This is a genomic window from Solibacillus isronensis (assembly GCF_023715405.1).
GTDB lineage: Bacteria > Bacillota > Bacilli > Bacillales_A > Planococcaceae > Solibacillus > Solibacillus isronensis_B.
In genome coordinates this window covers 2,303,083-2,315,965 of the sequence record NZ_JAMBOC010000001.1, presented here as the reverse complement: position 1 = coordinate 2,315,965, position 12,883 = coordinate 2,303,083, and the positions used below count along the sequence as shown (strand labels likewise).

At 37.1% G+C, this 12,883-nt stretch carries 14 protein-coding genes; 6 read left to right on the top strand and 8 right to left on the bottom strand.

Going from position 1 to position 12,883, the window contains the following annotated elements; genetic code table 11:
• Nucleotides 1-260 precede the first annotated feature (260 nt).
• Nucleotides 261-1,124 carry a glycine betaine ABC transporter substrate-binding protein gene (locus tag M3166_RS11515; RefSeq protein WP_251689949.1) on the top strand — a complete coding sequence of 288 codons (864 nt, stop codon included), beginning with the start codon at nucleotides 261-263 and terminating at the stop codon, nucleotides 1,122-1,124.
• A gap of 333 nt (nucleotides 1,125-1,457) precedes the next feature.
• Complete coding sequence (locus tag M3166_RS11510; RefSeq protein ID WP_251689948.1) at nucleotides 1,458-2,003, top strand: histidine phosphatase family protein; 546 nt, start codon at nucleotides 1,458-1,460, stop codon at nucleotides 2,001-2,003.
• Between the two features lie 73 nt (nucleotides 2,004-2,076).
• On the opposite strand, the gene M3166_RS11505 is transcribed toward M3166_RS11510, so the two are convergent.
• Entirely contained in the window at nucleotides 2,077-2,232 is a 156-nt protein-coding gene (locus M3166_RS11505) for a DUF6143 family protein (protein ID WP_251689947.1), read from the bottom strand.
• A gap of 349 nt (nucleotides 2,233-2,581) precedes the next feature.
• Between M3166_RS11505 and helD the strand changes: the two genes are divergently transcribed.
• Complete coding sequence (helD, locus tag M3166_RS11500) at nucleotides 2,582-4,942, top strand: RNA polymerase recycling motor HelD (RefSeq protein ID WP_251689946.1); 2,361 nt, start codon at nucleotides 2,582-2,584, stop codon at nucleotides 4,940-4,942.
• Between the two features lie 91 nt (nucleotides 4,943-5,033).
• Here the strand turns inward: helD and M3166_RS11495 are convergent, their stop codons facing one another.
• A complete protein-coding gene (locus M3166_RS11495) occupies nucleotides 5,034-5,513 on the bottom strand; it encodes a GyrI-like domain-containing protein (RefSeq protein ID WP_251689945.1) in 480 nt (159 codons plus the stop codon).
• A gap of 108 nt (nucleotides 5,514-5,621) precedes the next feature.
• Between M3166_RS11495 and M3166_RS11490 the strand changes: the two genes are divergently transcribed.
• Complete coding sequence (locus M3166_RS11490) at nucleotides 5,622-6,584, top strand: helix-turn-helix transcriptional regulator (protein WP_251689944.1); 963 nt, start codon at nucleotides 5,622-5,624, stop codon at nucleotides 6,582-6,584.
• A gap of 48 nt (nucleotides 6,585-6,632) precedes the next feature.
• On the opposite strand, the gene M3166_RS11485 is transcribed toward M3166_RS11490, so the two are convergent.
• From M3166_RS11485 to M3166_RS11475, 3 genes are all read right to left on the bottom strand, one after another.
• Entirely contained in the window at nucleotides 6,633-7,448 is an 816-nt protein-coding gene (locus M3166_RS11485; RefSeq protein WP_251689943.1) for a murein transglycosylase, read from the bottom strand.
• Between the two features lie 11 nt (nucleotides 7,449-7,459).
• Complete coding sequence (locus tag M3166_RS11480; RefSeq protein WP_251689942.1) at nucleotides 7,460-7,903, bottom strand: GNAT family N-acetyltransferase; 444 nt, start codon at nucleotides 7,901-7,903, stop codon at nucleotides 7,460-7,462.
• Nucleotides 7,904-8,010: 107 nt separating this feature from the next.
• Nucleotides 8,011-8,472 carry a staygreen family protein gene (locus tag M3166_RS11475; protein WP_251689941.1) on the bottom strand — a complete coding sequence of 154 codons (462 nt, stop codon included), beginning with the start codon at nucleotides 8,470-8,472 and terminating at the stop codon, nucleotides 8,011-8,013.
• A gap of 170 nt (nucleotides 8,473-8,642) precedes the next feature.
• Between M3166_RS11475 and M3166_RS11470 the strand changes: the two genes are divergently transcribed.
• Nucleotides 8,643-9,017 (top strand): hypothetical protein, encoded by a 375-nt coding sequence (locus M3166_RS11470; protein ID WP_251689940.1) that lies wholly within the window; start codon nucleotides 8,643-8,645, stop codon nucleotides 9,015-9,017.
• 123 nt (nucleotides 9,018-9,140) lie between these two features.
• Here M3166_RS11470 and M3166_RS11465 read toward each other — a convergent pair whose 3' ends face one another.
• Together M3166_RS11465 and M3166_RS11460 are read right to left on the bottom strand one after the other, a co-directional pair.
• Nucleotides 9,141-10,070 (bottom strand): EamA family transporter, encoded by a 930-nt coding sequence (locus M3166_RS11465; protein ID WP_251689939.1) that lies wholly within the window; start codon nucleotides 10,068-10,070, stop codon nucleotides 9,141-9,143.
• A gap of 149 nt (nucleotides 10,071-10,219) precedes the next feature.
• Entirely contained in the window at nucleotides 10,220-10,999 is a 780-nt protein-coding gene (locus tag M3166_RS11460) for an SDR family NAD(P)-dependent oxidoreductase (protein ID WP_251689938.1), read from the bottom strand.
• A 185-nt stretch (nucleotides 11,000-11,184) separates the two neighbouring features.
• On the opposite strand from M3166_RS11460, the gene M3166_RS11455 reads away from it, so the two are divergent.
• Nucleotides 11,185-11,817, top strand: a complete 633-nt coding sequence (locus tag M3166_RS11455; RefSeq protein WP_251689937.1) for a nitroreductase family protein — start codon at nucleotides 11,185-11,187, stop codon at nucleotides 11,815-11,817.
• Nucleotides 11,818-11,884: 67 nt separating this feature from the next.
• On the opposite strand, the gene M3166_RS11450 is transcribed toward M3166_RS11455, so the two are convergent.
• On the bottom strand, nucleotides 11,885-12,745 hold the full coding sequence (locus M3166_RS11450; protein ID WP_251689936.1) for an EAL domain-containing protein: 861 nt from the start codon (nucleotides 12,743-12,745) through the stop codon (nucleotides 11,885-11,887).
• Nucleotides 12,746-12,883 lie beyond the last annotated feature (138 nt).

Here is a 12,883-nt window from a genome sequence, read left to right as displayed (position 1 = left end):
TTTTCTAAAAAAAGACGTTAGGCCAAAGAAAAATTAATAGAGAGAACATTTATAAGGTATTCTCTTTTTATTTCCCCTATATAAGTCAGCTGTTTCCTGTACTGTGCAACCCAAAAACCCCTTTGATTCTTAAAAATTTAAACCATCTGTATTAATTGCCAATTTGACAAAAGTAACAACCTATTTATAATTATAAGTTGTTAGATGTTAATTTTTACATATAACTCGCTCTCAGTAAAACAATCAGAAAGGAAGATTTTATGAAACTCATTAGTTTATCGAAGCTAGGATTAATTTTAGTATTAAGTTTATTATTAGCTGCATGTTCTTCGGAGGCTGAAGGTACAGAAAAACAAGCTGTCAACTTAGCCTATGTTGAATGGGAGACTGAGGTTGCCTCCACTCATGTAGTAGGACAAGTTCTAGAAGATTTAGGGTATGATGTAACGCTGACGCCTTTAGATAATGGAATTATGTGGGAAGCCCTTGCAAATGGAGAGGTTGATGGCATGGTTTCAGCTTGGCTACCGCAGACGCACGCCCCGCAAGTTGAGAAGTACAAAGGCCGTATAGATGATTTAGGTGAAAATTTGTTAGGCGGAAAAATTGGGTTAGTAGTCCCTAGTTATATGGATGTGGATTCCATCGAAGATTTAACAGATGAAGCGGGTAAAACGATAACGGGCATCGAACCAGGTGCAAATATAACAGGAACTACAGAAAAGGCGTATGAGATATATCCAAATCTTGAAGGGTGGACAGTACTAAGCTCATCTTCAGTAGCAATGACAGGGGCTCTTAAACAAGCGATTGAGAACAAAGAAGAAATCATAGTGACAGGTTGGTCTCCTCACTGGAAATTTAACTTATTTGATTTGAAGTATTTAGATGATCCTAAAGGGATGTACGGAACTGAAGAATATATCGGTACATTTGCACGTAATGGATTCAAAGAGGATAATCCTGAGGCACACAGTGTTCTCGATAATTTCCACTGGACGCCAGAAGATATAGAAAGTGTTATGTATGATATTATGGAAGGCATGGATCCGAAAGATGCAGCAAAAAAATGGATTGAAGAAAATGAAGCTAAAGTTGCCGATTGGACAAAAGAAGTTAAATAAGTACCAAGTAGCGGGTGCACTCAATTTGATCGGTCTCAGCATATAAGTCATCATGCTAAGGAGCGCTGGTTAACGGGAATGTCTGCTAGTATCATTTCTATCGCTTTTATTTTTACCTTAGCAGAATAACTTACTCTTGTCCCCATAAAAAAACACCTCTATGTTGATTCTTGGTATTCAATACCCATTTTTCAACGAAAGGTGTTTTTTATTTGTGTCATTATTTTAGGTCAGTGCAAAAATACATAAATTATTTCTGTTTGTTTTTTATTTCTAATAACCCATGTCATACATTAGGTGTATACTAGGATATTTATGGAAAGGAGACAAAACTTGAATAAAACCTTACTTAATGCACTTAGAAATGGGGGATTTATATTTTATGCAAGGCATGGAGAAGCGACTGTCGGAAGCGATTTAGCTAACTTAGACTTTCAAAACTGTTTAACTCAGAGAAATCTTTCTGAAATGGGACGTAGGCAAGCAATTTACTATGGAGAAATACTTCGGTATTTAAGAATACCATTCGAAATCCCTGTTTCCTCAAGTCCCTATTGCAGGACAATCGAAACAGCACAGTTAGCATTTGGTAGTGGTAATGTTCAAATTAATCCTTTTTGGGTTGAGATAAACAGGTTAAGCGAAAATTTACCAAGTAATGATAGGCAAATAATTTTGAGTAATCTTCAATCAATATTAGAATATATTCCGGATAAGGGGAAAAATAAAATGATTGTTGATCACATTTTCCCTGCAAAAGTTGGATTAGGTCCAATCTCTTATATGGGGACAGTTATTATTAAGCCAAAAGGGCGAGGTAACGGCTATGATATTGTTGGTCAACTATCTTTAGAAGATTGGTCTACATTAGATAGTTAGAAGAACATTGTGTGAACAAAAAACCATGGAGACCTAAGCACGGTATTCCCGATTGAATGAACTGATTTACAAATTAGTTATCATCTATATTTAATTTTTCAAACCAGCTGAATGCAACTTCTGCTTTAACTATTTGATTATTAGGTGAAATTAAGAAAATTACAAATGAACTACCTGGTGGAAAAATAAATTTTCCATCTTCATCTACATCTATATCTGAAAACCGCACTTAAATTTGTTACGGAAATGTACCGTATCATAAGTAAGTGCGGTTTTCTTTAATACCTTCAAGAAAATGAAATTTCTCCAATATAAATCTTAAAACCGATAATTTATGTAGATTTAGTAATGTACAGTAAATCTTCAATGTGTAAGCAATCGTTGTTTATTTTATTTCTGCTACTTTATTTAAGGCAAAAAAAATACACCTGCCAAATGCATTGTAAAAAATGCGGACACGTGGTAAGTTTATATAGATATACATAATTATTTGAACTTGTGTATATTATTCCTTACTCTAAGTATATATAAAAATTCTTTATTAGTCAACTCTTAAATATTTTCAAGGAGTGAATGTTATGAAAGCAGATTTCCTGAACGAACAAAAGAGGTTAAATAGCGTTGTGAACGTAATTAATGATCAAACACTTCAACTGGAATCAGAAACGTTAAAGCTCCGAAATGAAGTAGTAAATACTCGTAAGCATTTTTGGGATGAAATTAAAGTTAATACGGATTCGTTTGATGACTTTTTGGAAACCGTGATTAACTTAAGACAAGAAGCACAGGCATTAGCTGTTGGCGAAAGTACGCACCATCACGCATCCAAAAGATTAGCTGTCTTGCATCGGATGAAGTCAGTCCCTTATTTTGGACGAATTGATTTTCTTGAAGAAGGTTTTTCAGAGCAGGAGAAAATTTATATTGGGATTTCATCTTTGATGGATGCAAGTGGTGAGGACTTCCTTATTTATGACTGGAGAGCACCAATTTCAAGCGTCTACTATGATTATGAGCCTGGTCCCGCACAGTATACAACGCCTGGGGGCAAGGTTTACGGTGATCTCAAGAAAAAGTGGCAATACGTTATTCGTGATGGAAAACTGCAATCTATGTTTGACACAAGTCTCACGATTGGTGACGAAATTTTACAGAAGGTGCTTGGAAAAGGCGCGGATAAGTATATGCAAAGTATCGTAGCAACGATTCAAAAGGATCAAAACCGTATTATACGCCATGATCAAGGGCGTATGCTCATTGTGCACGGTGCAGCAGGCAGTGGTAAAACTTCTGCTGCATTACAAAGAATCGCATTTCTATTATATAAATACCGGGACCGTATAAAAGCCGACCAAATTATATTATTTTCACCAAATGCTATGTTTAATAGCTATGTTTCCAACGTACTTCCGGAGCTTGGGGAAGAAAATATGCAGCAAGTTACATTTCAGGAATATTTGGATCACCGTTTAAGTAAAGATTTTCACTTAGAAAATCCATATCACCAATTGGAATATGTGCTGACTGCAGCAAATAGCCCTTCGTATAGCGCAAGAATAAAAGGCATTCAATTTAAAGCATCTGTTAAATATGTTGAGGCAATTAAATTATACCGTGAAACTTTGGAAAAATCGGACCTGCTATTTAAGGATATAAAGTTCAGAGGGAAAACAATCATATCAGCCCAGCAATTGTCAGAGAAGTTTTATGGGGATCATATTTCACTGAGTTTCCAAAGCAGACTTGAAAAACTGAAAGACTGGCTAATGAATAAAATTAAAGAAATTGAAAAAGTTGAACGTTCTCAGCCATGGGTAGAGGAAGAAATTGAGCTACTAAGTGATGAGACATATCATAAAATTCACAAATATTTAGCGAAGAAAAAAGGCTTTGAACGAGAAGAGCAGGCAGATTACGAAATGGATCATGACGCACTTATTCAAGTAATCGTCCGCCTGAAATTGAAGGCAGTGAGAAAACAAATTCAAACACTCGACTTTATTGATTTAGAAGGCGTGTATAAACAGCTTTTTACAAATCCATTATTGATGCAACAGCGATTAAAAGTAGAAGTACCAAATGAGTGGGAAGCAATATGCGAAGATACACTGCAAATGATGGAGGCGGGAACGCTGTATTATGAAGACGCGACACCATTTCTGTTTTTGCAGGAATTGATTCAAGGCTTTCAAACGAACCGTTCGATCAAGCATATTCTCATTGATGAAGCGCAGGATTATTCGCCGTTTCAATTTGAATTTTTGAAGCGCTTATTCCCTTCTGCAAAAATGACAGTGCTAGGTGATTTTAATCAGGCTATTTTTGCTCATGCGAGTGGAGTGGTAGATTTTCAAGTACTTAACCACCTCTATGGAGAAGAAGAGACGGAAGTTGTCAACATGAACCGAAGTTATCGTTCGACAAAGCCAATTATTGAATTTACACGGAGTCTTATTGTAAATGGAGAAAAAATCATTCCATTTGAGCGCGCAGGCGGGTTGCCGGTATTAAACCAAGTGGAGAATCATACAGAATTGCATCAGCGTATTATGTCTAAAATTTCGGAATTGCAAAGTGAAGGTTATGGCAGTATCGCAGTTATTTGCAAATCAGCAGAAGAAAGTAAGACAGCATTTGAGGCATTAAATAAAATTGACGGAATTAAACTGATAAAAAGTGGTACAGCGGAATTCGAGCAAGGAATTGTAGTCATTCCTTCTTATTTAGCGAAGGGAATTGAATTTGAAGCGGTCATCATTTACGACGTATCCGAAAACGTATATGGAGACGAAAGTTTACGCAGAATTTTTTATACAGCCTGCACAAGAGCAATGCACGTGCTACAACTATATAGTGTAGGGAAACCGAATCCTTTTATGCAAAAGCCTTTAAAAGAGAACCTTGTACAACTTGAGTTGAATTCAGAAAGCCTTAGGTAAACATAGTTGTTTCATTAAAACTTAAAGTAAACGGAGCCCGAGAGTGTACCGGGCTCCATTTTAATTTTGGGTCTAAAATCCATATTACCTGTTATTTCTTAATAACCGGAATCCACATTTCGCCGTATACCTGACCGATTTGTTGATCCATTACAACTGCTGCGTTTGGACCTCCTACATAGGCATAATCTGTTGCTTCTTGTAACGCTTGTCCAAAGGCAATTCCAGTAACAATATTGGCCAGCTCTTCTGCAGTAGAAGCTTCGCCTTTAACAACTACGTACTCACCTTTAGGAAATTGGATAACTCTAGTTGCCTCTGGTAATGTTTCATCAGTCAGAACCCCGGCATAATGCATCATCTTATTATTCACTGCTTCGTTCACGATAAAAATATAGTCGTTTGTGGCTACAGCCTTTAATGCATCCAGTCTTCCATCCTCATTGACCACATGCCAAAAATCGGCCTTTTCTTTATTTATTCCCATATAGTCTGTGTAATCGCTCTTTAGTTCTGTTCCGAAACCTAAAACAACAAAGCTGTCCTTTTCTTCAATCGTGTAATTTGCCATATAAAACCCTTCTTTCAATTTTGTTTTAATCAAGATTTGTTTTTTTACTTGATAGGTTTATAATAGCCATAAATCATGTCAGAATATGATACTGTTTCGGAGGCGCCAATGAAAAAAGTTGAACGGATTAATACAATTATGCGGTATATCAACAACCGTGCTCACTTTACCATTTCTGAAATTATGCAAGAGTTTAATATCTCGCGTTCAACGGCTATACGAGATATTAGAGAAATTGAAACTATTGGGATGCCCCTTGTCGCTGAAGTAGGAAGAGAAGGGGGTTATAGTGTTCTGCATAATTCTGTGCTTCCAGCTGTTCGCTTTACAGATAATGAGATTAAAGCTCTTTTTATTGCCTTTATGGCGACAAGAAATCAACAGCTTCCATATTTAAAAAGTCGCCAGTCGTTAGCTGAGAAACTACTCGGTTTAATTTCAGAAAACCAGCAAGACGACCTTGTGCTGTTAAACCAAATCTTGCTTTTCGAAGGTACGAACCCTCACAATCCGGATTTGCTGGATTTATCCGATTTACCTGATCCTGTGATAGAAAAGCTTATACAAACACTTCTGATTGACCGCTATTTAATTATTTCAGTGAAAGAAGGGAAGTTAATAAAAACATATTCAATTTATCTCTTGTATCTTCATCATAAAAAGGGGAACTGGCTGATAGAAGGCTTTGATGCAGGTGAGGAAAAGAATCGGATTTTTCCTGTCTCGCATCTTATCGATATAAAATCGGACGAGGGGAAAAATAGAATCAGTAAGAAGGAGATTTTAGAAAAGCTTAGTGAGCGGAGTAAAGAGAATAACCTTGTACTTGAGCTTGGTCCAAAAGCGATTGCACAGTTTAAAAAATATCATCCTTTAAAGCTTTCTATTTCCTATACAAATCCTTACCAAACGACAGCCATTCTAGAGGCTTTCATCAATACTGAAAACGAGGAAGACATAGTAGAGATAACGAATTGGCTGCTGTTTCTGGGAGCGGATATAACAATTAGAAAATTGCCGGAAGAAGTTTTAAAAGGGATACAAGAGAGCGTGTCCGTATATTGCCGTTGAAAAACCCACTTAAACTGTATAAGTGGGTTTTATCATTGAAGACAAATTTCAATTTATATCTTTAACATATTGCTCCAGATCAGCGGGAGATTTTAGCTCATTCAGTTCTTTTACAGACTCCGCATCCTCTGATTCATACGAAAAATAAAATCGGGCAGTTCTATCATCCAAATGTTTGAAGTTAAACTCATTATAGGGTAGTTTGCGGTCCCTTTTCGTCAGCTGTTTTTGCACATCTTCATTAAAGAACACAATTTCAATGTTGAAGTAATTTAAATTCTGATTTTTAAAATGCTGAATCATCTTATAGGCTTTCTCCAGCTGGTCGTTTATATTGTTGGAGGATTCCAGAATAACATTTGCAAAGACAATATTTCCGATACCGTTAGCTTCTTTTTGCAAAATCTCTTCGTACGTGTCGTTATGGTCATATCGTGCTTCGATTTCATCCGAAAATGACACATTTACCATATAGGAGTATTTTTCAACCGTTCCATAAAGCTCTTCATACAGCAACCCGAATCGCGTATTCAGTTCATCACGCCAATGGATTTGCAAATACGTATCATAAAACGGCTCCATATCCTCATTTACCGAAACTGTAACTTCCAGATCAGGATTCTTTTTTGGATGAGCGATAATATGGTAATCCCCGAAATCATTGCCCAATGGTTTGGAGTAGGTAGATTCATCAATCACAAAGTCTTCGTTATATTTTTCTTCAAGAGAAGCTTCGGCGGCATTTTCTGCTTTGAAGCCGATAATCGGGTAGTAAAAATAATCAAATGAAGCAATCGTGAGTATTAAAATAAAGAACGCTGGAATCGCCAGTAACGCCAGTAACACTATCTTTATTATTTGCATCGCTGTTTCTCCTAAAACGTATAGCGTGCTACTTGCTCACCATCAATAACAAGGCCGTCTATTTCCTGGAAGCCCATTTTTTTATAGATGCGCTTTGCATGCTCATTGTCAGGTTCATAGGAAAGGGTAATCGTTTGATGGTGAGGTTCTTTCATTTTCTGAATATCCTCTATAACGAGCTGAACCGCCTCTTTGCCATAACCTTTCCCCTGATGTTTTTGGTCAATCATCATACGGTAAATCCAGTACTCATGGTCTTCTTCATCCAGACCATAAAGCGTGAACCCGACCATTTCCTCCCCATAGTAAATTCCTTTCGCATGGAAGTTTTGCAGAAAGTTCAGCTGTGCCAGTGATACCGCATTTGAGGCGACAAACTTCACTTGATCCTCCCGTACTTTTAGCGAGATCGCTTTTATCCAATTGTCTTTTGTAATCGTTTTTAAATGCAGCATTTTTTTCCCTCTCTCATTTAAAGTGAAGTATTGTGCGTTATGCACTAACAATTAATACCATAAAAGGGAGTGGAGTTAAATATTACATTTTACCGCATTTCATTATATTAAAAGGAAGTGGAATAACTGCTGAAAGTCCCAACAATCTCTTGTTTATATAACTGGGGGTATGTGGATATAAAGTTTACGATGATTAATCCATTGTCCAGAGCTGGATAGACATCGAATATAAAGCGGTCACCATACCGGATCGCCGTCAATGCAAGCGGCAATTCACGCCTGAATACTTCATAACGCCGCATTGCTGTATTAAAATCCTGTCCTTCTTTGTTAACCATTACATAGGCGTTGTAATAAATATAGTACCCATTCGTTTTCCAGTCGCCAATTACTTCATCTCTCATATCATTATTCACTTTGTCCCACGCAAACTGTGTTCCGATTGTTAAAAATAATTCTCCGGTGTTATCAGAATGGGTGAGTGTATGATGTCTTGAAATAACAGGTTCTGTTGCGGTAATACCATCCCTGTATTCAACGGACAGCCTTTCGGGATTAAATTTGTTCATGACATTGCTCCAATCTTTTTCTTTATTCATATGCATTCTTTTTATTGGGGGTGAAGGGGGCGTGACTATGAGTAATTAACGTTTCATCCAAGTATTTCAAATGTCTATATTGCGAAAAATCATGAACATATACTAGGTTAGAGTTCAAACTTAGTAGGGAGGTGAATCATATGCCATTTTTTGGGCAAAATTCTAGAGCGGGGATGTTTCCGCCAAATGGACAACAATTTGGTCCTCCACCGCAAATGGGCAGACAGCAGATGGGAATGCCTCGATCCAATGAATTTGCAAGACCGAGGGAAGCCTTTTATCCGCCATATCCAGTGAATCCTAGACAGGGGCGGCAGGGGCAACAGCAGTTCAATCCTTATCCACAACAGCAGCAACAGCAGTTCAACCCTTTTACCCAACAGCAACAACAGCAGGGGTCTCGCTTTAGCGGTCTATCTGATAATTTAAATACAATGATGGGCCATGTAGGGACATTAACTAATGGAATTAATACGATGAGACAAGTAGGCGCAATGCTGAATCTCTTTAGATAATTAAATATAAAACTCGAAATATCAATTTAGCCTATCAATAGAAAATTATTGATAAGCTTTTTTGTTTCTGTAAATAAAAAGACGCTAACCAACGGCTGTTTGCACAGTTGATTAGCATCCTAATTAATTTTTATTATGCTGATGAAGAATTGTTCTTTTTGATCGTTTTCTCATCCGAATGATGTTCGGGCCGATTTCATTTAATACAATCGCTATGAGGATCAGCACAATTCCGATCCATTGCAAAGTTGTGACCGTTTCAGCCAAAATAATGCTAGCCGATAAAATCGCGACAGGCAGTTCAACAGAAGTTAATATATTCGCCAAACCTCCTGAAATGAGTGGTGCACCGACTGCATAAAACAGTGGCGGCAATACCGCTCCAAACAATGAAACCCCGGCTGCACTCGTCATCAAGTTTCCTTCAAGAGGAAATACAGCAGGAATGTCCTTCATAAAGATAAGAAATACTAAAATCGTGGAACCTGTCACCATTAAAGATGTACGGGTTAATGGATGAACTTCAACAGCAACTTTCCCGCTGAAAAAGATAAAGGCAGCATATGTAAAGGCAGATAATATCCCCATAACAAATCCTTTAATCGGAAGGCCTTGCATATCGCCAGTTAAAATATTCGATGCGAAAAATACACCGATTAAAATAAGAACAATGGCCAATAGAGTAATCGGCGCGGGTTTAATTTTATTGAAAACCCATTCGAACATAATGCCGATCCAAACGAACTGGAACATTAAAATGATGGCCAGTGATGCAGGTAAATATTGCATCGCACCATAATAAAAAATACTTGTTAAACCAATAAAACAGCCGGTAATCATTATTGGAAGGATGTTCTTTTTAGTCAGTCCCTTCGCCCCGACCCCTTTTATGAAAGAGATCAACCATAACAGCAGAAAGGAAATGACCATTTGGACAAGATTGATTTGACCAAGTGAGTAACCGTGCCCAAACCCTAACTTAGCGAATACAGGTGTAAAACCAAAGCATCCTGCACCAAGCAGTACAAAGAATACGCCTTTATTTATCTTCATTTCTATAAACCTCCGATAGTGCTTGAGAATAACGATTTTATATTAACATATATAACTTACAGTGGCAGAGTTAGCGGGTTTTGTAGGGAATAAAAAAACTGGGAAAAAACCAAAAGAATGGGCTCTTTTGGTTTTCCTTTTCTTTACATTTAAACATTGTATAAAGCGCCGTCAATTGTGAACGAAGAAGAGCTTACATAAGAGGCTTCATCTGAAAGTAAGAAAGCAATAACATTTGCTACTTCTTCCGGTTCACCATAGCGTTTCATCGGTACAGCATCATTGTAGGCTGCTTGAGCTGCCTCAGCAGCGCCCGGCGCAACATTTGATTCAATTTTACGCATCATTTGTGTATTGATCACACCTGGATTTACCGTATTTACGCGAACATTATACGTTGCTGCTTCTAAAGCGGCTACCTTATTAAGACCCATTACAGCATGTTTAGAGGAATTATATAGTGCCATACTTGGAGAACCGATTAAACCGGCTACAGATGAAGTATTGACTATAGAACCGGATTTTTGCTCTTTCATTACCGGCAATACATATTTCAAACCGAACAGAACACCTTTTACATTAATGCCATATACAAAGTCGAATTCTTTTTCTGTAATTTCTTCAAGAGGTTTTGCTGGGCCTTCAACACCAGCGTTATTCACAAAGCCGTCGATCCGGCCGAATTTCGAAATGGTTTGATCCACATAGTTTTTTACATTGTCTTCTTTTGACACATCTGCTTTTACGATTAAGCTGTTTTCATCTGTAAGTGAGAGTTCTGTTTGAACGGATTTAATCGCGTCTTCGTTTAGATCGACCAATACAACTTTTGCTTTTTCATTAACCAGTTTTCTTACAACCTCTTTACCAATACCTCCTGCTGCGCCAGTGACAATGATGATTTTGTTTTCGAATTTCACTTTCTTCATCTCCTGTTTCTTTCAAATATTTTTTATAAATAATTGAATTCCTATAGAAAGTATGGACTTTCTACTACTTCTCAATCGACTAAAAGAAATGAAATTATTGACAACTAAATTTATAATATGGTAAATTTATCTCGAAATAAAGATACTTTAATTTGAAATAAATTACAAGGAAGAGGTAGCACAATATGAACTTTGAAGAATTAGTAAAATCTCGCCATTCCGCAATGAACTTTATTGAAAATGAACAAATGACAGAAGAGGATTTTAAAAATATATTTGAGCTGACAAAGCTGGCTCCAAGCGCATACAACCTTCAGTTTACGAATTACTTGGTTATTACAGATCAAGAGAAGAAAGAAAGAGTAAAAGAATTAAGCTACAACCAATATAAAATCCATACATCAAGCGGTGTTGTTATTGTTATGGGGAATAAAAACAGCATTGAAATGCCGGAAGTCGAAAAAATCTACAGTCCACTAAAAATGCTGAAGATGATGGATGAAGTGGAATATGATATGACGATGGAATTGATTAAAGGATATAGTGACGGGTTAAAAGACAATCCGCATGAATTAAATTTAGAATTGATGCGAAATGCAGGGATTCACGCCATGCTTTTTATGATGAGTGCCAAGCATTACGGATTTGATACATGTCCAATGCATGTCCATAATGTTGATGAATTAAGAAAAGAGTTCAATATTCCAGATCATTTAGAGCCGGTTATGATGATTACAATTGGGAAAAGCGTTGATAAAGTACGCGCACGAGGTTACCGTAAACCGGTTGGAGAATTTGTGAATTTCAATGGGTATTAGTGAATAAAAATTAAGCGACTGAACATCCGATAAGGGATATTCAGTCGCCTTTTATATTGTCCGGATTTCATTCAGAACTCGGATTTATTCCTTCTATTAAATCCGAGTGAGGGCGCCCGATTGCGTAGCCTTGCGCATAATGAACGCCAACTGATTGGATGAATTCATATTCCGCCTTTGTTTCAATGCCTTCAGCAATTACTTTTGTCCCCGATTCGATTGCATAATTTAAAATAACTGTTAAAAGCTGCTGCTGTGCTTTATGCTGATCGATATTTTGAATAAGTGAGCGATCCAGCTTAATGAATTCCGGCTTTAGATAAATTAATGTTTTTAAACTATTGTAGCCTGAACCGACATCATCAACCGCAATACGATAGCCTTGTGACCGGTAGTGGGAAAGGACCCGTGCAAATTCCTCGAAATCTCCGACAGCACTGCGTTCCGTCAGCTCAAATACAACTTGCTCAGGGGAAATATTCAATTTTTCCAGTAAAGCCCTTGTTTCGCCGCTATGATATTTTTTATCGAGCAAAACATTTGGATGGATATTGATAAACAAAGTGAAATCTTTCGTCGTATTGTAATTGAGCAATTTTTTGTGATAGCGCACGAGCGAAAGATTCCGGCAAAAGCATTCAAACAAAAATACTTTATCCGTTTGTCCAACAAATTCATAGAAAATATCGGCCGTTTGAAAAAGCTTCAGCGCAATAGGGCGGTTCAATGCTTCAAAACCAAATGTCGTATTGTATCTTACATCATAAATAGGCTGAAAATATGTACTCATTGCCTCCTGTGCAATAATATTTTTCAATGCTAATGACCGGGATAGATGACGGATTGTTTTACTCTTTAACAGAAACCGCTGCATCACTTCCTTGAAATCAATTGAATTGTTCGGCTTTGAATTTACGGATGTTTTCATGGAATGCTCCTACCTGTAGTAATGATTCTTAATTTTAAACGGAGATTGTTTCCATACTATAAAGGCAGTGTAAAGATTGGTTTTTTTATTATAGGTAATGGGTACTTGAATTAAAACTAACAGATAGTCCATTTTGTA

What these genes read in the sequence shown, in the direction of transcription:
- M3166_RS11475 (WP_251689941.1), bottom strand. Translation starts at nt 8,472, where the DNA reads ATGAACAAATTTAATCCCGAAAGGCTGTCCGTTGAATACAGGGATGGT.
- M3166_RS11480 (WP_251689942.1), bottom strand. Translation starts at nt 7,903, where the DNA reads ATGCTGCATTTAAAAACGATTACAAAAGACAATTGGATAAAAGCGATC.
- M3166_RS11495 (WP_251689945.1), bottom strand. Translation starts at nt 5,513, where the DNA reads ATGGCAAATTACACGATTGAAGAAAAGGACAGCTTTGTTGTTTTAGGT.
- M3166_RS11460 (WP_251689938.1), bottom strand. Translation starts at nt 10,999, where the DNA reads ATGAAGAAAGTGAAATTCGAAAACAAAATCATCATTGTCACTGGCGCA.
- M3166_RS11485 (WP_251689943.1), bottom strand. Translation starts at nt 7,448, where the DNA reads ATGCAAATAATAAAGATAGTGTTACTGGCGTTACTGGCGATTCCAGCG.
- M3166_RS11470 (WP_251689940.1), top strand. Translation starts at nt 8,643, where the DNA reads ATGCCATTTTTTGGGCAAAATTCTAGAGCGGGGATGTTTCCGCCAAAT.
- M3166_RS11455 (WP_251689937.1), top strand. Translation starts at nt 11,185, where the DNA reads ATGAACTTTGAAGAATTAGTAAAATCTCGCCATTCCGCAATGAACTTT.
- helD (WP_251689946.1), top strand. Translation starts at nt 2,582, where the DNA reads ATGAAAGCAGATTTCCTGAACGAACAAAAGAGGTTAAATAGCGTTGTG.
- M3166_RS11450 (WP_251689936.1), bottom strand. Translation starts at nt 12,745, where the DNA reads ATGAAAACATCCGTAAATTCAAAGCCGAACAATTCAATTGATTTCAAG.
- M3166_RS11515 (WP_251689949.1), top strand. Translation starts at nt 261, where the DNA reads ATGAAACTCATTAGTTTATCGAAGCTAGGATTAATTTTAGTATTAAGT.
- M3166_RS11465 (WP_251689939.1), bottom strand. Translation starts at nt 10,070, where the DNA reads ATGAAGATAAATAAAGGCGTATTCTTTGTACTGCTTGGTGCAGGATGC.
- M3166_RS11490 (WP_251689944.1), top strand. Translation starts at nt 5,622, where the DNA reads ATGAAAAAAGTTGAACGGATTAATACAATTATGCGGTATATCAACAAC.